Source organism: Microcoleus sp. C2D2, assembly GCF_036702495.1.
Taxonomy (GTDB): domain Bacteria; phylum Cyanobacteriota; class Cyanobacteriia; order Cyanobacteriales; family Microcoleaceae; genus Microcoleus.
In genome coordinates, this window is sequence record NZ_JAUBTO010000042.1 from 33,017 (window position 1) to 52,591 (window position 19,575).

Here is a 19,575-nt window from a genome sequence, read left to right on the forward strand (position 1 = left end):
CTACGCAATCCATATTTCATCCCCCCTGCTTTTGAGCCAGTGGGCCAGGGTATCTACCAACAGGGCCGACTGGCCAAAAGCTATAGAATAAGGTGCAGTCGTATCGTGGACACTGTAGCGATCGCAAATCGGATAAATCTGAAAGTGCACCGGCAGTCGCAGGCGCGATCGCACTTCAGCCACCGGATAACGCAGCACATAACAAACCAATGCTTGCTTCTTCAAACGCTTGTTAATTTCCCCGATCCAATAATTCTCAGGTTGCACAACCTCAATCCCCGTCAAAACCTGAACTTTCCAAACAGAAGCATTTTCCTCTAATTTTCCCGAATAAGTAAATTTCCAATTCAGTCTTTCCTCCCGATAACTGCGCAACTTCAAAAAAGCCAGACAGTGTTTAAATCGACCTTTGGCAATTGGTTGCCCAAGGCGTTCCGATGTCTCGTTCAACATTCGCATAAATGCAGATTCCGTCATCGGTTCGATTTCCAAGTTGCTCAAAATTCCTGGTAAATCGTAAGTTTTAAATTTGTCTGCCTCGTGGGAATCGGTTAAATCGCAAATGCCACATTGCAGGGGACTAGAACCTCGAAAACTGCTAGCATCCTCAACTATCGGATTTCCTGTCTTATTTCCCGATCGCTCTTGCCAGTCTTTACCCCACTGTTTAATATCACCTGCCACTTTCCCCAAGTTAGTTTTAAATACTTTTTGAGCAGCTTCCTGAAAAGCTTTCTGACTTGATGCGTACTGCTGTTTAATTGTCCTGTGCCCTAATTCCCAGCAAATTTGAACTGACTGCACCGCACCCCAACGGGAGTAATATCCCTCAAAATTGTTTATTTGGCGGTACTTTTCGCGAATTTGTTGATAGAAAAAAGGACGATCGTAAATTCCGCTAGACTCTAAAGTGGCAGTATCACCGACAAACAAGCGTTCAGCTAAGAAATTAGGGATGAGTGCTATGGCTGTGAAATTTTTAAACTGAATAAATTCTCCATTGCGATCGCAGCCATCGTGTCGCCCCAACCTTCCCAATCTTTGGATGAAGTTGCCCGCATCGGCGGATTCAAAAATCAGCAAATTGATTTTGAAGTCTACCCCAACATCAATTGTGCTGGTACCGAGAACTAAGTCTGAGGAGAGCGATCGCTCTTTTTCCATTTTTCCCGACAACCCGGTATTTTCGCCGACAACTAAACCGTGAGGCTCGAACAATTCCCGAAAAAATGGTGTCAGCCGCTTGACAGCAGCAATCGAATTCAGGATAATCGCTCCTTTACTCCCCGGATTGTTTTTAATGTGAGTCAGGATGAGATTTGCGCTTTCTTTCAGCCAAGTTTCAGAAGCTTTTGAAGTTGGTTCTAGGGAAATAAAAGTCAGCGTACTTTCCCTTAATATCTGCCGCCAGCAGTCTGCTTTCAACTGTTCAATTTCATTAAGGCGATCGGGAAACTGATATTTGCCTGCTTTTAAAGGGTCGATAGTTTGACAGCGAAAACCTGCTGTTTCTAGTCTCTTAATTAATTGCTCGTCAGGAGTTGCTGACAGAAATACAAACTTTTTCCGGCGGTTTGTATTGCGAATTAATAACAGGGTATTGATGACGCTGGCAATCTGAGGAGCTGCAAAAACATGAAATTCATCAAAAATGAATAGGTCAAAATCTTTGTCGATGCGACCCCACAGTTTATCGGGGCTATCTTCAGAGCTTAAATACGCTCCTCGGTGGAGATGGTGCAAGATATCAGGGTTAGTTAATAAAATCTCTGATTGACCTGTGCGAGATGCGATCGCGGCTGCTTTTCTCAGCTTTTCATTTTCTGCATAGATTTCTAATTCCGAGCCGCTGAGTCGGACAACACGGGGTTGATGTTCGGGTTTGAATTGTTCGATATAGCGCTTAATTTGAGTCTCCTGATCTCGCGCCAGTTCATTCGTAGGATATAGCCCCACTGCACAACAATCTGTCTGCAATGTTTCTAAAAAAGCGGCTAAACTTTTGCCATCGCTAGTGATAGCTGAGTTGAAAATGACATCAATATTGGGGTTGCGAATTGCTTTTAAAGTTTCGGCTTGATGCCAAGAAAGAGTCCAACCTTCCGGTAATTTGACTTTCTTGGGAATTTCCGCAGCGGGACAGGAGTAAACGGATTTGAGGGTAATCTGGTAATCGGACATACGCTGAATTTGTGTCCGTAAAAAGTGGATATTCCCCATATTGACACCGACAATAGAGATAATCAAGCCTGTACAATGAGAAAGTGTCCGTATATTTATGAGTCGCAAAGGTCAATCGATCACCCTATCGGTTTCTGAACGAGATAAAGCTGAGTTGGAAGCCTTGGCCCAAGAATTCGGGAAGACGTGGGGCGATCGCCCGAACATATCCAAACTGATAGAAGCGATCGCCCGCCGCCAACTGACGATCGCCCCCAACCACGACTGGCCGGAAACCCGCATCCAAGCCCTAGACATCGCCCGACAGCAATTGCTTGACTTGGGCAAAATTGATGAAGCGCTGGCAATTGCCCAATTGTTGAGCTCGCGCAGCGAACTAACTCTCCCTTTCCGGGCCCAAATCGATCGGTTTTTGAGCAACCCATTACCTGCTTGGCGGCAAAAAATCGATAATTTTATCCACAGAAAACAACCCTTCCGCCTGTCTTACCGGGATGCAATCGATCGCCTTTGGAGTTACACAGTCTTGCACGCTCGCATTGTCCCCATAGAAAAGCGACAGTATTTAATGTGTCGCTGCGAAGAATCTGAGGGTAATCAAGACGTACCGGGACTCGAACACAACTGGACGCTGCTGCTCGATCGCATTGAAGATGCTGCGGTGATTTCGGTCGATCGACCTTGGCTGCCAGATTTAGCCAGGATTCCCGTAGAATTTCATTTATCCGGCAGACTTGCCTTTAACTACAGGCGCAAGCAAGGTGATGTGGAAGTCAGCGACTTAGAAGGCGATCCGCCAATTAGACGAGTGATTCGGAATATCTCAAATACCTTCTGGTTTTTTCGCGAAATCTCTCCTTACTGGGAAGATTGCGCGATAGTTGCCCCAGAGTCAGTGCGCGATCGATTCCAACAAAAACTGATCGCCCTCTGCAGCCAATACAACCTGGAAATCCGCGATTAGAGGACACCGCACCGTGCCGTTTCCCTAGGGATATCGAGGAGACGGCAATGCCGCTTCCCTACGGAAATAACAGATTAGCCGTCCAACAAAAAGCAGCCCGTAACAGGCTGCCCATCGAAAAAACCGTTGTTGAGTTAGAGGAGAAAACTTTAAATTGAATTGAAATTGCCGCTGTTTCAAGTCTCTGCGACTCCCGCCGGGCGATCGACTGCCAGTCACTTTCGCCATCTTTATCTTTATCTACCACTGAGTGACTTTGCCTTCAGAACAAAACTTCAAATTCCGACTAGAATGCTGCTGAAAGTTCGTTGACCATTTTCACTCGGCCTTTGAGCACCGCCCGCAGCAAGCGGTTGACACAGCCTCTATCTTCGTCATTCAGAGAGTCGTCGAAGGTGGCGGCCATCAAGCCGTAGCGATCGGCCAGAGTCAAAACGCCTGTGTCGGTTACAGAAGCGAGGATTTCAGATATAGCGCCGGGGAGGAGTTGTAGTGGAATCATGGCAGTTCTGTTGAGTTCGATATCTAGATCATTCCTTGTTTTCCCGAAAAAATCAGTGATATTAATGAGGTTCCTAATGTGATTGTGATGCGTGTATGTAAGTGATCCGAGTCGAGTCAATGTGTGACGCGAATCACAGCGCCACAGGTGGCGGCGGGCAATTCCATGCCGGGCGGATGTTTGGGTAGGAGGCGGGACTGACGGCGTTTAGCTAAAATGACGTTAATCTCTCAACCAGTTCAATTTTTACCCCAGTACCGAAAATGCTTGATTTTCTCAATCCCATCTTGGGCCGCAAGCCCGATCGCATCAAAGCCAATGTTGAAATCTATACTTGGCAAACCTGTCCCTACTGCATCCGGGCAAAAACTTTGCTGTGGTGGAAAGGCGTAAATTTCACAGAATACAAAATTGATGGCGACGAAACCGCTAGAAATGCAATGGCCCAACGCGCTAACGGACGCCGCAGCGTGCCCCAAATTTTTATTAACGGTGGTCACGTCGGCGGCTGCGATGACATTCACAAACTTGATGCAGATGGAGAGTTAGATTCGCTGCTAGCTCAACCTGCAGTTTAAATTAATCTAGGTTGGGTTTCGTTCCATTTAGCGATACCTACACTCATTAGTTGGCGATCGCACGGGTGGTCAGAAACCGGGTTTTTTCGCGGGTCTACTTCGCCCGAGCCCGCACGCGGGCGTAAAAAACCCGGTTTCTGAGAGTCCAAGTGCGTCCTCGACTGAAAATTACCAACTTTTAGCAATTTTACCTCGATCGGCGGGAATGCCCCCGCTATAATCTTTGATTTAGCGGCGGGATGAAAGCCAGGTTTATTTTGTCAGATATCTGACCAATGCTGAAAGCCAGGGAAGATATACTGGCAAAATAAACAATCTCCTACATAACTTCACGACAATTTTATACACACCATCCAAACGTGTCTTACCATGAATCTATAAACACGGTAGAAATCGCCCCCAGTGTATCACGCAGTCAAAGTCAGAATCTATCCCACTCCCGAACAAGAGCAATACCTAGCTCAATGTTTTGGTAATTGTCGTTGGTTATACAACCGAATGTTGAACCTAACCACAACGACTTACAAGGAAACTGGGAAAGGTATGAGTAAAGGTGCAATGGATAAATTGCTACCGGGGTTGAAAACGGAATTTGACTGGTTGGGAATTGCTTATTCTCAATCATTGCAACGGGTAACATTCAATCTCAGTTCAGCATTCGTGAATTTCTTTGAAGGTCGTACTAAATATCCGACTTTCAAAAAGAAAGGAGCGAAACAATCGGTTTCATATCCTCAGAATGTCAAGCTGATGGTTTCAGAGAAATCGATTAAATTTCCTGGTACATTGGGATATGTCAAAACTAAGTTTCATCGGAGCTTACCTGATGGTAAGCAAGGTTGCGTCACCATCTCACAAAACACAGATGGCACGTACTTTGCATCAATACTGTTTGAAGTGTCCAAACAAACATTAGAACCAGTCAACGATGCAATCGGTGTAGATCTGGGATTGAAAGATTTTGCGATCGCCTCTAACGGAGTGAAGCATAATCAGCCTAAAAAAGCTCAGAAAAAGCTACAAAAACTAGAACGCAACAAAAAACGCAAACAACGTAAATTAGCCCGGAAAAAGGGCTATACGAACCGTAAAAAAGCGAAATTGCTGGTGGCAAAAGTGTGTAGCAAGATTGCCAGAATCCGCGAAGACTTTCTTCACAAGCTATCCCGCAAGATAGTCAACGAAAACCAAGTAATTGTGACAGAAAATCTCTCAGTCAAGAACATGGTCAAGAATCCCAACTTAGCCAGAGCTATTTCTGAGCGAGGATGGGGAACGTTTTGTACGATGCTCAAATACAAAGCTGAACAGTTGGATCGAAATTATGTCGAAATCAATCGATTTTTTCCATCATCACAGCTTTGTTCAGAAACGCTGCTACCGATTCCTCAACTTCAGAAAGGTTGGGATAGTCTGAAGGTACGTTATGTAGACTGCCCAAACTGCGGAAAACAACACGATCGTGATATCAACGCCGCGATCAATATCAGAAATGAAGGCTTGCGGATTTTGGCGTTAGGAACTAGCGCTTCTGCTTTCGGAGGGGGTGTAAGCCCAAAACGATCTGGACGTAAAAAATCTACCATCGTCTAGGCAATCCCCCGTGAAGAAAGAAGCTTACACCATACTGCTGCGTGCAGTTGGTGTAGGTAGTTCACTGAGATTGTCTTGCCGCCATTTAGCATCCGATCGCCTGTCTGTTTGCACTTCTAAGACGCGAATGCCACTATTGGGCAGCGAAATTAATTTTTGTTTGAACTGTTCCCAATCCTCAATTACCTCGTGTTCCACGCCATAAGTTGCACACAACTGAGCAAAGTTGATATGCTGCGGCGTGGCAAAAAACTCTTCAAAGGGCGGGTCAAATTTGGCAACGGGCAACATTTCAAAAATTCCGCCGCCGTTGTTATTAATTAATATGATTGTCAAATGACCAACAAATTTATTTTTAATTAAAAAGCCGTTCGTATCGTGCAAAAGTGCTAAATCGCCTGTTAGCATGATGCTGCTTTGATTGCGGTGAGCAACTCCCAAAGCTGTTGATAATGTGCCGTCTATACCGTTAGCTCCGCGATTGAAAAACGGTTTTATTTCTAAGTTGTTCGGCTTCCAGAAAAACTCTACATCTCTGACGGGCATACTGTTGGCAATAAATATCGGTGTTGCTGGCGGCAAAATCTGGGAAAGCAGCCAGGAAACTTTGGGTTCGATTATTTTGTTAATTGCTGATATTTTTTGGTCTATTGTTTCTCTGACTTGGATTTCGGTGTTGCGCCAAAGCTGGAGGTATTCGTTTGATGGAGAGGTTAGAACCCCCCCTAACCCCCCCTTGTTAAGGGGGGGGACAAGAGTTGACTCGCCCTGATTCAGGGGGGGGACAAGAGTTGACTCGCCCTTGTTAAGGGGGGGGACAAGAGTTAATATAGTTGCGAGATTCTCTACGGAGGTTCGCAGGTGAATTGTTTTGCCATGTAGCGGATCGAAGTTGTGGTGGCTGGGGTCGATTATATATCGTTTGGGTTGGGTTTTATCTAACCAGTTTCGCAGTTCTTTGCTTGTGGGTAAGTCTCCGATTTGAATGGCGATTTCTGGGGTTAATTTATCTGCTAGTTCGCGGTTTCGCAGGATTAAATCGTAGGTGGAAATTAGATGGGGGTTTAGTTGGGCGTAGTTTCTGACTGGGGATAGTCCTTCTGCTAAAACTGGCCAGTTTAATAATTGGGAAATTTGGGCGATCGCACTACAGTATTTTTCGGCAAATTGAGGCTGGGAAACGCCTGCAATAATTATCCCTTTGCTGCACTTGTGCCATTGTTGCATTGTACTTTCTTCTCCCCCCCTTAACAAGGGGGGGCTGGGGGGGGTAGAGCTTTCTCCTGCACAAATTGGTTCTAATCCTGCAAAGAAATGTTCGGGATTGAATTGTGTTTCTAACGCTTCTACAGCTATGTCTGGAACGGGTACAAGCGGGTCGCGAAAGGGGATGTTGAGGTGGACGGGACCCTTGGTGGGAAAGATCGATCGCTCAATAGCATACACGATCGTCTGCCGCAGATAGTCTAGCATTCCTATGGACGCAGAAGGTATCGCTAATTCGGCTTGCCAGTTCGGATAATTGCCGTATATTTTAACTTGGTCTATCGCTTGTCCGGCGTGACAGTCCCGCAGTTCTGGAGGTCGATCGGCGGTAAATATTAGCAGGGGAATCCGACTTTCTCTGGCTTCTATTATGGCAGGATAAAAGTTGGCTGCGGCGGTTCCTGATGTGCAAATTAGTGCGGTTGGTAAACCGGATTTTTGGGCAATTCCTAATGCAAAAAAGCTGGCTGAACGTTCGTCGAGTATGGGAATAGTTTCTATTTTGTTGTTCTGGGCAAAGGCTATTGTTAGCGGTGCCGATCGCGAACCGGGACAAATCACGGCTGTAGTTAATCCCACTCGTTGCAATGTCTCTGCTAATACGGAAGCCCAGACGGTGTTTGTATTGCGAAAATATATTGGCATTGCTAAATCTGAGTAGCTCAACTCTGTATTGTGCTACGATATTATACCCAAATAATTGTCAGGATACATTTTTATGATTCTTGAGGCGGTTGTGCTGAATGTCAAATCGGGCTGTGAGGGTGATTTTGAGATAGCTTTTAGAGAAGCTTCCAGTCTGATAGGGTCTATAGATGGATATTTATCTCACGAACTTCATCGCTGCACAGAAGTTCAAGGAAAATATCTATTATTGGTGAGATGGGAAAATTTAGAAGCTCATACAATTAGATTTAGGAGTTCCGCTGAATATCAAGAGTGGAAAAGAATGCTTCACCATTTTTACGATCCTTTTCCCATAGTAGAACATTTTGAAGAGGTGAAAATTAAACATTAACACAGACTCAATCAATGAGCCAGACAACTCTACATTCGGCAAAGTAGCTGAATTAGACTAAAGCATTTAAAAGTGCCTGCAATTTGAGCTGAATTTCTGCTAGTTCTTTCTCGGGTTCCGAACCCGCCACAATACCAGCACCAGCATACAGTATAGCCCGATCGCCGTCGATTAAAGCCGATCGAATGCCCACGGCAAATTCGCCGTTGCCGGTGCGATCGATCCAGCCGATGGGTGCTGCGTACAAAGAGCGATCGCAGCTTTCGCAGCCGCGAATTTGCTGTAGGGCAATATCTCTCGGCACGCCCGCTACCGCTGGGGTTGGATGCAGTTGAGCTAAAATCTTTAATAAATGAATCTCAGGGGAAATTCTAGCCCTTATGGGTGTCCACAAATGCTGAATATTTGACAGTTGCAACAGCCGGGGAACCGGGGAAAAGTCGGGATTGATACCCAGTTTAGACAGGCGATCGACAATAAAATCAATCACAACTTGATGTTCTCGAAGATCCTTTTCGCTGTTGAGCAAACCTTTGCCTAAATTCGCATCTTCTACTTCACTTTTCCCCCTCGGTGCGGAACCTGCTAAAGCATCTGTTACTAACTGATTGTTGTGAATGCTGATTAAGCGTTCTGGACTGGCCCCGATAAAATTTTGACCTTTGCCGTTACTGGTCGAAAAGACGTAGCAGCCTGGATAAGTGAGTCGCAAGTTATTTAAGGAATCTATTAAACTAAAAGGGGTTGGGGAAATGACGTTTATTGCTTGCGACAAAACAATTTTACTGAAATATTGAGACTCAATCAATTTTAAAGCAGACTTTACTGATGTTTTAAAGTGAGCGGAATCCTTCACAGGGATTTGTTTTAAAGCTATCAAACTGTTGCTATTTGTCGTAATTTTTTGGTATTTCTTAGACTCTAATTTATCAAAGCTTTGCCAAATTTTCTCGGTAATTTTTTTAACATTTATATCTTTGTTTATAATGGCATTAGCGACAATTGTACAGCTATCTTTGAGGCGAGTAATCTGCCATTTGGGTAAAAATACGGTTCCTGGTGGAAAGTAAGAATTGGTGGCGACATTCTCATCAAAAAAAGCAAAGCTACAAAAAAAGTGCGGCCCGCTGAAGGGCAAGCGTTCCGTACCGATGGTAATTGTTCGGGCTAGACAAGATTGAATAAAATTTTGAGCTAGGGCAAATCGCTCGGTTCCTGCTACTGTTAGATGGATGGCTGAATCTAGGGCGGCGATCGCAAAACTTTTGCCTGAAATAGGGTCTCTTTTTTCAAAGTAAAAGTGCCGCTGACAAGGTTCGGCAATCTCTTGCAGTACAGCTAGCGGATCGAGGGGGGAAATTTCCTGAGAAATACTAACTATTTTTGTGCGATCTTTTTCGGTTAAAGACTGCTGGCAATTTAACAGAAACTGATGCAGTTGATTGCGGTCTTGCAAGAGATTAGCGCGGTGCGGTATTACTGTCATGAAAGCGAGAATAGCAGATTTGTCAGATCGAGTGTGGGTTTGTCCGGCTAAAACCCCTATTTCGATCTAAGCACGGGAGGGCGATCGCAAAACATGACCTTTCGAGTTTCCCGGAAAGTTTGGGCTCAGCAGCGGGGCGAAAACAGACTATCGCGCGATCGAGCGAAACATTTATACATAAAACTTTAAGATTGAGCAACTAAATCTCGACTCTCATGCGATCGCCCCTACAAAGGTTTGCAGACGGGCTACTTCAGGCTTTTGAGCACCTTCACAGCCTCTCAACGGATGCCCCGCACGCACTCAACCTTATACAGAGTAAACATTATTCACCAATAACATTGTAAAATCACTAAGCTGCTATCAATTGCATCAAGTTTGTGTAATGACAACAAAGTTAATTGAACATCCAAATAGTAAATTGTGGCTGGCGGCAATCAAGCCGCCCATGTACAGCGTTGCCGTGATTCCTATTTCAGTAGGAACTGCGGTTGCTTTTGCCGAAACTAAAACGATTAATCCGTCAATTTTTTCGACATTTTTAATGTCAGCCATTTTGATTATAGCATGGCTGAATCTCAGCAATGATGTATTTGACTCGGAAACAGGCATCGATAAAAACAAAGCGCATTCCCTAGTTAACTTAACCGGAAATAAAGCTTTAATTTTCTGGCTGGCTAACCTGTTTTTAGCAGTCGGGGTGTCGGGAATCTGCGCCATAAGCTGGTGGCAAAAAGACCCAACTGTAATTTTGCTAGTAGTTTTATGCTGTGCTCTCGGCTACACTTATCAAGGGCCTCCGTTTCGTCTTGGCTATCAGGGTTTGGGCGAAATCATCTGCTTTTTCACCTTTGGGCCGCTAGCCTTCGCCGCTGCTTATTACAGCCAGACTCAAACTTGGTCTGCAACTAATTTTGCGGCTTCGGTAATCGTGGGAATTACTACGAGTATCATCTTATTTTGTTCCCATTTTCATCAAATTGCGGACGATTTGGCGGCGGGTAAAAAATCGCCGATTGTTCGACTGGGTACGAAAAAAGGTGCCGAGTTGTTGCAGTGGTTGTGCGGCAGCGTTTATGCTTTGACTGTGCTATTTGTGGCTTTGGGAATGTTCCCAATTTGGACGCTGTTGATTTTTGGGAGTTTGCCGTTTGCGATCGACCTTTGCCGCCATGTCACAGACTATCACGACGAACCTGCTCGTGTCAGCAACTCTAAGTTTATCGCAGTTACGCTGCATTTTTCGAGCGGATTGCTGCTGGCGTTGGGCTTTGCTTTGTAGATCGGGCGATCGAGAATCCCGGTAAACTGGAGGTATGGTTTGCTAAGCTGAGGGAGTTGGGCGAGTTGGCAGAGTTGGACGACTTCTCAAAATCTTCTTTAATTCAGCAATCCGTACCTCACATTGAATCGTAAAAAAGGAGAATCAAAGCATGAGTACGCAAGTAGAAATTGACAAAATCCTCAGCCTCGAAGAAATCCTCCACTTATATCCTAGCGAGTGGGTGCTAATTGCTTACACTGAACTGGATGAGGATTTGAATGGAATTCGAGGTGAAGTTTTAGCACACTCACCGGATCGATTTGCTTTACAATAATCCTTTGTCAAGGAAGGAAAAATCGGTAGCAAGAGAATATACCGGCCCTATCCCTGAAGACTTAGCAGCTATGTTGTGACGAAATGGCAAACTTTAATAATTATCAGTTTCACTATTCTTTAAGTGGCAACAAGAATCAGCAGACAATTTTATTTTTGCATGGATTCACTGGCAACATTCAAGACTTTAGTAGCGTCATTCCCTTACTTTCTAAAAGTTATTGCTGTCTCGCAGTTGACCTTCCCGGCCACGGAAAAACCCAAGTTAACGGCGATGAAACTTGCTACAAAATGTCAAATACTGCCCAAGCATTGATCGAGTTATTAGATGATTTACAAATAGATAAATGTTTGTTGTTGGGCTATTCAATGGGCGGGCGATTGGCACTTTACATGACATTACATTTTCCTGAAAGATTCGAGAAAGTAGTGTTAGAGTCAGCTTCGCCAGGATTGAAGACAGAAAAAGAGCGATCGCACCGCCTGCAAGCCGATTCACAGATAGCACAAAAGCTGGAAAATAGCAACATTAAAGATTTTTTATTAAACTGGTACGAGATCCCTTTATTCAAATCCTTAAAAAACTCTCCCAACTTCGACAAACTCATAGAAACCCGCTTAGCAAACAATCCCTTAGAGTTAGCCAAATCGCTCCGCAACATGGGAACCGGCAACCAGCCCTCTCTCTGGGAAAAACTGGCACAAAATCAAATCCCTCTCCTCTTGCTAGCGGGAGAATATGATGATAAATTTACAACTATAAATACCGAAATTGCCAGCTTGTGTCCGACCGCTAGTCTGGAAATTGTACCAAAAGCTGGTCATAATATCCATTTTGAAAATATTGATAAGTTTGGATCAGTTGTGAGACAATTTTATAATTAACTAAAAAATTAATGTTTTATCAATTCGAGTTTCGCACTTATCAGCGAAAATTTAAGCGTCCATTGCGAACAAGTCACGGCATCTGGGATACTCGCTCAGGAATTATCCTGCGACTTGTGGGAGAAAATAATCGAATTGGTTGGGGAGAAATTGCCCCTTTGAGTTGGTTTGGTTCCGAAAGTTTTGAGCAAGCTTTAGATTTTTGTCACCAGTTGCCAGCTAATCTTTCATCAGAGATGATTTTCGCTATTTCCCCTGAATTGCCGGCTTGTCAATTTGGCTTTGAGTCAGCACTATCAAACTTGTCAAACTCTTTCCTAGGCTCTGCCGGGGAACGCATATTAGGAGGAAGATCCTCTATTTTACACGCGGCAGAGCCGCTAGAAAAGCATTCCCAGGCAGAGCCTGGGAACGAGGACAAGAGGCTGAGTCAGTACAGCGGTTTATTGCCAGCAGGTGAAACAGCTTTTCAGGCTTTGCAAGTGCTTTGGTTAGAGGGATATCGGACGTTTAAATGGAAAATTGGTGTTGCTGCAATTGAACAAGAATTAAAGATTTTTCAGCAGCTAATCCAAGTAATGCACAATTTGTGCGATCGAGAATCGGCATTTTTGCGGTTAGATCCCAACGGGGGACTCAGTTACTCGCAGGCTAAAACATGGCTGGAAGCTTGCGACAAGGTAAAAGCAACTCCCGACTTTTCCGCAGACATTGAATTTTTGGAACAGCCGCTGCCCGTAACACAGTTTCAAGAAATGGTAGAATTGAATGCTATTTATGCAACTGCGATCGCCCTAGACGAATCCGCAGCCAACCTCGATCGCATCCAAGAATGCTACAGCCAAGGCTGGCGGGGAATTTTCGTCATTAAACCTGCCATCTGCGGTTCTCCATCCCAACTGCGAAAATTTTGTCAAACTCACAATATAGACGCAGTTTTTTCATCAGTATTTGAAACCAAAATCGGCCGACAAGCAGCATTAAATTTAGCAAGAGAATTGTCTCCCAATAAAAGAGCATTAGGCTTCGGCACCGATTGCTGGTTCGACGACAATGATTCGATTTTAGATTTTAGATTTTAGATTTTAGATTTTAGATTACTCCTGGGGGATCAGAAACCGGGTTGATGGGTGAAAATACAAAGGTTGCAGCGGACACCCAAGGTAAAAAACCCGGTTTCTGAGTCGGAGTGCGTCCACGACTGTAATTGTTTTGGATCGACCAACTAGGTGAAAGCATCTATGGCAACAAATCTAACAGTAAATATTCGGGATCTCGCGGATCGGTTGCCCGATAATTGGCTCATTCGATTTTAGATTTTAGATTTTAGATTTTAGATTACTCCTGGGGGATCAGAAATCGGGTTGATGGGTGAAAATACACAGGTTGCAGCAAGCACCCAAGGTAAAAAACCCGGTTGGTTTATGAGTCAAAGTGCGTCCACGACTGTAATTGTTTTAGATCGAGAAACTTGGTGAAAGCATCTATGGCAACAAATCTAACAGTAAATATTCGGGATCTCGCGGATCGGTTGCCCGATAATTGGATCATCGGTTGTGACAGTCGCGAATTTTCCCGAATTGTCGATCGGCTATTGCAAGAAATCACCCAAAATCAAGCACGAGAAACACCCCCAAAAATTTGCCTCGCAGAACCCGAACCCGTGCAATTTCTGGCCTGTTTCACCGCCGCCCGCGCCGCCAAATGCCCGATTTTTCTCTGCAATCCCAACTGGGTAAAAGCAGAATGGCAACAAGTCTTTGATTTAGTCCAACCAGACCTAATTTTGGGACAAGTTGCTGAGTTAGAACAAAGATTCCCCTTTCTTACATTCCGCACAGCCGGACTTCGTTCGTGCGATCGCGTTGCTAGCGAATTCCCTTCGCCGGAATCCCGGGAAATTGACGAATTAACTGCGATCGTGATTCCCACCGGCGGTTCTTCAGGAAAAATCCGTTTTGCCATCCACACTTGGGACACACTAACCGCATCAGTACAAGGTTTTCAACAATATTTTCAAGTTGACCAAATCAACTCGTTCTGCGTTTTGCCACTATACCACGTCAGCGGTTTAATGCAATTCATGCGTTCGTTTACGACGGCGGGAAAACTGGCAATTGGGTCTTTCAAAGCACTGGAAGCAGGCGAAAAATGCGATATCGAACCAGAAGAATTTTTCATTTCTTTAGTTCCAACTCAACTGCAACGGCTGCTGCACAACCCAGATACAGCTAATTGGCTTCGACGGTTTCGGGCTGTACTTTTGGGCGGTGCTCCCGCTTGGCCGGAACTTTTAGAAACCGCTAGAAACTATCAAATCAAATTAGCGCCAAGTTACGGCATGACAGAAACCGCCTCGCAAATTGCTACACTAAAACCCGAAGATTTTCTCGCGGGAAATAACAGTTCCGGTCACACTTTACCCCATGCTCAAATAACTATTCGCAGTGCAGAAGGCGAGATTTTGTGCTATAATAAAATAGGAAATATTGCGATTAATGCTAAATCTTTGGCGTTGGGTTATTATCCTGAAAAATTTGGCGATGGGCAATATTTGCAATTAGATGATTTGGGATTTTTTGATAAAAATAACTGCTTAAATATCGTCGGACGCAGCAGCGACAAAATTATAACAGGCGGAGAAAATGTATTTCCGGCGGAAGTCGAAGCCGTTGTGCGATCGACTAATTTAGTTGCGGATATTGCTGTAATTGGCTTGCCAGACAAAGATTGGGGTCAAGTCGTTACGGCTATTTACGTTCCCGCTAATCCCGAAGTTACTGTCAAAAATCTGCAAGCGGCAATAGAAGATAAGTTGAGCAAGTTTAAGCGGCCGAAATCTTGGGTTATCGTCGAATACTTGCCCCGCAATTCTCAAGGCAAAGTCAATCGAGAACAATTGCAAGAAATTGCGATGTCTCATCACCGGTGAATCGATAGTATTAACCGGATTTGACAGTAATTCCTGTAGGGGCGGGTTCACCAATATCTACAACACCAGTGAGAAATCTCAGAAACCCGCCCCGCCTAATGCCCAATGCCCAATTCCCAATTCCCTGTTTGGCCAATTCCCAATGCCAATTCCCTGTTTGGCCAATTCCCTGTTTGGCCAATTCCCAATTCCCAATTAGTGCAAAGCTAACAGCCTTCTCGTCCTCTCAGCTTCTTGTCTGTGAACGTCCACAAACTTCAACATTCGGTAAAGTACCTCTATTTGCGGCAACTTAATACCTGCTTGCTGCGCCATCCGTATCGGATTACCAAAAATCGCCTCAACTTCCAGGGGCCGCGATTCATCATAATCGATTTTCATGCTCGTGCGGTAAGGCTTCATTTTCTGAGTATGTTCCAGCATCTGTGGGATAAAGTCATCGGGAATAAGGCGATCGCAACTTTTGGCTCCCGCTATCACTTCCCCCATGATTTCCTGGACTAAAATCAGAGTATGCGGATTAGCCATCAGTTGGTCAGTTCTCGCATCCAACACTACAGACAGCCCATTATAAGGAATATTCCATACCAACTTTTTCCACCTGGATAATAGCAAATCTTCGCTCATTTTAATAGGAATATGAGCACGTTTAAAATCTTCAGCGATTAGCTGCAATCTGTTAGTAATACCGATGGGTTTGTAGTCTTGGGCATATTCTCCCAGCGTGATAGTGCCGTAATCTAGGTGGCAGATGTGACCGGGCCCAACTTTATAAGAACAGAGAAAACACAGCCCGCTAACCACTCGTTCTGCACCGACTATTTTAGCTACTTCCGGTTCCGTATCCAATCCGTTTTGCAATATTAAAACCGCGCCGTTATCCTTTAATAAAGGAGGCAAAATTTTGGGCAACAAGTGATTTTGAGTTGTTTTCAGCGCTACAATTACTACATCGCACTGAGGCATTTTGTGCGCGTCGTGGTAGGCGCGGACGTGGGGGAGGGTGAAGTCGCCTTCGGGAGACTCGATAATCAAACCGTGTTTTCTGACGCGATCGTAATCGCTGCGCAGCAAAAAATTGACTTCTAAACCTGCTTGTTGCAGTCTAGCACCGTAGAATCCGCCTAAAGCTCCCGTGCCGACAATGGCATAATTGCGATTTGACATAATATCAAAAAGTCAGAAATAATTATCAACAAAACTGAAATTTGATTGTCATTCCCTGCTATTATTTAAAGATAGAAATAATCTGAAATCTCAAATTTCAAATTTCAAATTTACTCATCCACTGCATCGAGTCTTCAGATAGCTGTTTTCTAGTTCGGCTAACTGCATCGATGCAGACGTGCTTAGTCAGAGCTTTAGCAGCACTTCTTCCTGCAACTTCCCCCGCCAAAAATACTTGATAGGCAATTTCAAATTCATCGCCAGTAACTTGTTTCGGCGTCAATTGAATCATCAGCCGATCGCCCGCAAACATGGGGCGATAAAAATCTACACTAGCATGAATTATGGGAAACGCAACCTCGGGATTGCTGAAAAATGCTTTGAGATTGATTCCCGATGCTGCTAGAGATGCCTCGTAAGCTTCGTGGCACATCGCTAAAACGTTAGCAAAGTAAACGACTCCAGCAGCATCAGTATCTTGAAAGCGAACAGTGCGGGTGTAAGTGAAAGGCATTTGAGGTAGTAGCGGGCGATCGCAAATTAGATCTGAATTTTACCAACCATTTTATCGGTAAAGCCGCACTTTTGGGGAAGCGATCGGCTAAGTAAGTAGGCGCTAATTTTTTATATTGTAAAACTTGCCCTCCTCACTGCTTCCCCTTCTGTCTTAACCTTCTTTCTTAACCTTTGTTCTTAATCAACATCACGTCTATAATATTGAGCGCCACTTCTTCGGAAATCCCCAATGCACTGTAAAGATCGTTCAAAAGTTGTTCTTCTTCTTCTGAAACCTCGCCATCTGCTAAAGCGATATCAGTTGTCACAGCAAAAACTGTTTCTTTAAGTTCGTCGGGAAGCGTTTCCAAAGCCGCCTTAAACAGTACCTCAACTCCTTGCCGTTGGAGAATCATCAGCAGGCGATCGAGCATTTTTCTCATTACGTCATCCGGATAGCTGCGGAACAGTTGCATCCGAGATAGCGTCATGCTAATCGCTTTACTTTCGCTCTCATTGATGTAACCGTCGGCTGCTACGGCAATTAGCGCGATCGCCGCAAATGCTTCGGCAGGCCCTAACGTTACGTCCGTTTCTTGGCGAGTCTGCGATACTTTATCAAATAAACCCATGATATTTTCCTCATTTAGTGGTGGATTTATGGAGTCAGGATGGGTTCTGGCTCTGGAGGTTTCTTTGGGGATGCGTGATAATTATATCAAATCTTGTTAGTTATTTATACTCAATAAAATTATGAAAAAATTAAGAATTTTTATTTCGCCCTTTGGCGCTGCAATGGCGGGTTTATTGAGATCCTGAATTGCCTTTCCAGATGGAAAGTAAAACCCGCCCTCCCAGCGCCGACGATCTACTTGTCAAAAATTGCTAAATCTGCTTTCAGGAAATCAACAAACTGCCGCGCAGTCCTGCCAGATCTACCGTTGTGGCGAGTTGCCCATTCTTTAGCGCGGTGCTCCAAATCCTCAGGAGCGAGTTTGATTTCAGCAAGTTCTGCCAGATGTCGGACAATTGTTAAATAAGTCTTTTGATCGGCAGGTTCAAAAGTTAAAGTCAAGCCAAATCGATCGCTAAATGAAAGTTTTTCCTGCACAGTATCCCAAGCGTGAACTTCATCCCCGTCGCGGGGGCGAGGCCTGTCGTCAAAAAACTCTCGAATTAAATGTCGCCTGTTGGATGTGGCGTAAACCGCTACATTTTGAGACCTTGCCGTTACATTCCCCTCTAAGACAACTTTCAGAGCTTTAAAAGCATCGTCATCTTCCTCAAAGGAAAGGTCGTCCACAAAAATAATAAACTTTTGAGGAACTCCCCGCAACTGCTCGACAATTAGCGGCAAATCTTGCAAGTCGGATTTAGATACTTCAATCAAGCGCAGATTGCGAGAGCCAAATTCATTTAACAGCGACTTCACCAAAGAAGACTTGCCCGAACCGCGGCTCCCGTACAGCAAAACGTGCAAAGCCGGATAACCTGCCAGCAAAAACTCGGTATTTTTCACAAGAGCATCCCGCTGCCAATCGCAGCAAACCAACTCTTTTAAAGTTATGCGATCGGGATGGGAAATACTCGCAAACTGCCCTTCGCGCCACGCAAAAGCGCGATATTCGGCAAACAAACCCGTGCCAAACTGTCGGTAATAAGCTGCCAAAGATTCCGTAGCGCTCGACCATTTTTCCAGTTTCCCGTGGAGCGGCAAATCGCCATTTTCTTGGACACTTTCTGAATGCCAAATCGGAGGCACAGCGTCCAGTTGACCCGCTACCCGCACCCACTTGCTCAATTGATCGCTGCTGCAGTCGTAAATATTTTGCAGCAGTTGTAAATCATGTCCGGCTGCTTCCACCAAAGCGTTCGGCAAACTCGCAAAATCTGTTTGCTGTGCTCGGCGAGAAAAGGGGTTTTCGTTTTTGAGTATTTCCCAAATCAGAGAATCTTTCCAGTTCTGATTTAAAGCCGCCTGAACTTTGAACCAGTTGCCGTAAGCTGTCAGACAGTCTAAACCGCTGACTTCGCTGTGGTGGAGGGCTTGCAGCAAGTCGAGAAAGGCTTGACCGGCAGGGCTGTTGAAAACCGATTGATACAGCAGCAGAGATGCTGCTTGGCGCTGCAGGTAACGGATTTGGGCGATCGCACCAGAAGTTAGGGCTGACATAATGGCAATTGTATAACAGTTAGATATCCTGACTGGGTTTAATAAATTTTCTAACAATTCGTGACAATAATTGCCACCCGCGCTGTATAAATTTAGATGCAAAGAGTGAAATCAGGAGGATTAAAAATGAATTTAGGTACAGCAGCGGCGATCGGCTACGGCATTTTAACACTCGTTGGCGGCATCATGGGTTATATCAAGGCCAAAAGCCAAGCCTCGCTAATTTCTGGCCTGATTAGCGGTTCGCTGCTAATTTTTGCCGGCATCGCACAACTCATGGGACAAACTTGGGGTTTAACATTAGCAGCAGCCATCTCCGCTGTTTTGGTAATAGTCTTTATTTTACGGCTTGTAAAAACTCGCAAATTCATGCCGGCCGGGATGCTCATTCTAGCTAGTTTGGCATCTTTGGGCGCGATCGTTTACGAAATCAGCGGTCAATAGATTTGATATTTGAGATGTGAGAGTTTAGATTTTAGATTTTAGATTGACTTCACAGCTTTTACTGGGATCTTGAACTAAAGTCTAAGCTTTTTTATCTCCACAACTTCTACCAATTCTAAAAAGTAGGGAGACATAAAGATTGTAGGCGAGCATCTGTAGGGACTTAGGCTTGGCAGTTTCCGGGGCTGGTCTCTGCGACTTTTAATAATTGGTATAATAGACCTCTTGCAAAAATCCTTTTCCTCAATTGATGGGACGGGCTCTTCGGCCCATCCCACAAGAAAAAATAACTCT

General features: G+C 44.7%; 19 protein-coding genes. 10 read left to right on the forward strand and 9 right to left on the reverse strand.

Annotated features, from left to right (window positions below):
- Positions 1-2,181, reverse strand: a complete 2,181-nt coding sequence (gene cas3, locus QUB61_RS15760) for a type I-D CRISPR-associated helicase Cas3' (protein ID WP_333131466.1) — start codon at positions 2,179-2,181, stop codon at positions 1-3.
- A gap of 97 nt (positions 2,182-2,278) precedes the next feature.
- On the opposite strand from cas3, the gene QUB61_RS15765 reads away from it, so the two are divergent.
- Entirely contained in the window at positions 2,279-3,145 is an 867-nt protein-coding gene (locus QUB61_RS15765; protein WP_333131468.1) for a WYL domain-containing protein, read from the forward strand.
- Between the two features lie 58 nt (positions 3,146-3,203).
- Here the strand turns inward: QUB61_RS15765 and QUB61_RS15770 are convergent, their stop codons facing one another.
- A complete protein-coding gene (locus tag QUB61_RS15770; protein ID WP_333131470.1) occupies positions 3,204-3,392 on the reverse strand; it encodes a hypothetical protein in 189 nt (62 codons plus the stop codon).
- Positions 3,393-3,431: 39 nt separating this feature from the next.
- A complete protein-coding gene (locus QUB61_RS15775) occupies positions 3,432-3,647 on the reverse strand; it encodes a hypothetical protein (protein WP_333131472.1) in 216 nt (71 codons plus the stop codon).
- Positions 3,648-3,910: 263 nt separating this feature from the next.
- Here QUB61_RS15775 and grxC point away from each other — a divergent pair, with 263 nt between their 5' ends.
- Together grxC and QUB61_RS15785 are read left to right on the forward strand one after the other, a co-directional pair.
- Positions 3,911-4,225 (forward strand): glutaredoxin 3, encoded by a 315-nt coding sequence (grxC, locus tag QUB61_RS15780; protein ID WP_333131474.1) that lies wholly within the window; start codon positions 3,911-3,913, stop codon positions 4,223-4,225.
- A gap of 402 nt (positions 4,226-4,627) precedes the next feature.
- Positions 4,628-5,818: a transposase gene (locus QUB61_RS15785; RefSeq protein WP_333131475.1), complete on the forward strand. Its 1,191-nt coding sequence runs from the start codon at positions 4,628-4,630 to the stop codon at positions 5,816-5,818.
- A 24-nt stretch (positions 5,819-5,842) separates the two neighbouring features.
- Here the strand turns inward: QUB61_RS15785 and menD are convergent, their stop codons facing one another.
- The gene (menD, locus tag QUB61_RS15790; protein WP_333190021.1) at positions 5,843-7,729 is read right to left on the reverse strand and encodes a 2-succinyl-5-enolpyruvyl-6-hydroxy-3-cyclohexene-1-carboxylic-acid synthase; all 1,887 of its coding nucleotides are present in this window, start codon (positions 7,727-7,729) and stop codon (positions 5,843-5,845) included.
- Between the two features lie 73 nt (positions 7,730-7,802).
- On the opposite strand from menD, the gene QUB61_RS15795 reads away from it, so the two are divergent.
- Complete coding sequence (locus tag QUB61_RS15795; RefSeq protein WP_333131480.1) at positions 7,803-8,102, forward strand: antibiotic biosynthesis monooxygenase; 300 nt, start codon at positions 7,803-7,805, stop codon at positions 8,100-8,102.
- A 52-nt stretch (positions 8,103-8,154) separates the two neighbouring features.
- On the opposite strand, the gene QUB61_RS15800 is transcribed toward QUB61_RS15795, so the two are convergent.
- Entirely contained in the window at positions 8,155-9,588 is a 1,434-nt protein-coding gene (locus QUB61_RS15800; protein WP_333131482.1) for an isochorismate synthase, read from the reverse strand.
- Positions 9,589-9,973: 385 nt separating this feature from the next.
- On the opposite strand from QUB61_RS15800, the gene menA reads away from it, so the two are divergent.
- From menA to QUB61_RS15825, 5 genes are all read left to right on the forward strand, one after another.
- Positions 9,974-10,870: a 2-carboxy-1,4-naphthoquinone phytyltransferase gene (gene menA, locus QUB61_RS15805; protein ID WP_333131484.1), complete on the forward strand. Its 897-nt coding sequence runs from the start codon at positions 9,974-9,976 to the stop codon at positions 10,868-10,870.
- 151 nt (positions 10,871-11,021) lie between these two features.
- On the forward strand, positions 11,022-11,186 hold the full coding sequence (locus tag QUB61_RS15810; protein ID WP_333131486.1) for a hypothetical protein: 165 nt from the start codon (positions 11,022-11,024) through the stop codon (positions 11,184-11,186).
- Between the two features lie 83 nt (positions 11,187-11,269).
- The gene (gene menH / locus QUB61_RS15815; protein WP_333131488.1) at positions 11,270-12,070 is read left to right on the forward strand and encodes a 2-succinyl-6-hydroxy-2,4-cyclohexadiene-1-carboxylate synthase; all 801 of its coding nucleotides are present in this window, start codon (positions 11,270-11,272) and stop codon (positions 12,068-12,070) included.
- 11 nt (positions 12,071-12,081) lie between these two features.
- Positions 12,082-13,152 (forward strand): o-succinylbenzoate synthase, encoded by a 1,071-nt coding sequence (locus tag QUB61_RS15820; protein WP_333131490.1) that lies wholly within the window; start codon positions 12,082-12,084, stop codon positions 13,150-13,152.
- Positions 13,153-13,556: 404 nt separating this feature from the next.
- Complete coding sequence (locus tag QUB61_RS15825; RefSeq protein WP_333131492.1) at positions 13,557-15,002, forward strand: 2-succinylbenzoate--CoA ligase; 1,446 nt, start codon at positions 13,557-13,559, stop codon at positions 15,000-15,002.
- 195 nt (positions 15,003-15,197) lie between these two features.
- On the opposite strand, the gene QUB61_RS15830 is transcribed toward QUB61_RS15825, so the two are convergent.
- From QUB61_RS15830 to QUB61_RS15845, 4 genes are all read right to left on the reverse strand, one after another.
- The gene (locus tag QUB61_RS15830; RefSeq protein ID WP_333131494.1) at positions 15,198-16,169 is read right to left on the reverse strand and encodes a putative 2-dehydropantoate 2-reductase; all 972 of its coding nucleotides are present in this window, start codon (positions 16,167-16,169) and stop codon (positions 15,198-15,200) included.
- A gap of 97 nt (positions 16,170-16,266) precedes the next feature.
- Positions 16,267-16,683 (reverse strand): thioesterase family protein, encoded by a 417-nt coding sequence (locus tag QUB61_RS15835; RefSeq protein ID WP_333131496.1) that lies wholly within the window; start codon positions 16,681-16,683, stop codon positions 16,267-16,269.
- Positions 16,684-16,849: 166 nt separating this feature from the next.
- Positions 16,850-17,296 carry a tellurite resistance TerB family protein gene (locus QUB61_RS15840; RefSeq protein ID WP_333131497.1) on the reverse strand — a complete coding sequence of 149 codons (447 nt, stop codon included), beginning with the start codon at positions 17,294-17,296 and terminating at the stop codon, positions 16,850-16,852.
- A gap of 236 nt (positions 17,297-17,532) precedes the next feature.
- Positions 17,533-18,837, reverse strand: coding sequence for an ATP-binding protein (locus QUB61_RS15845; protein ID WP_333131499.1), 1,305 nt, complete (start codon positions 18,835-18,837; stop codon positions 17,533-17,535).
- A 126-nt stretch (positions 18,838-18,963) separates the two neighbouring features.
- Here QUB61_RS15845 and QUB61_RS15850 point away from each other — a divergent pair, with 126 nt between their 5' ends.
- A complete protein-coding gene (locus QUB61_RS15850) occupies positions 18,964-19,281 on the forward strand; it encodes a TMEM14 family protein (protein ID WP_333131501.1) in 318 nt (105 codons plus the stop codon).
- Positions 19,282-19,575: the final 294 nt, after the last annotated feature.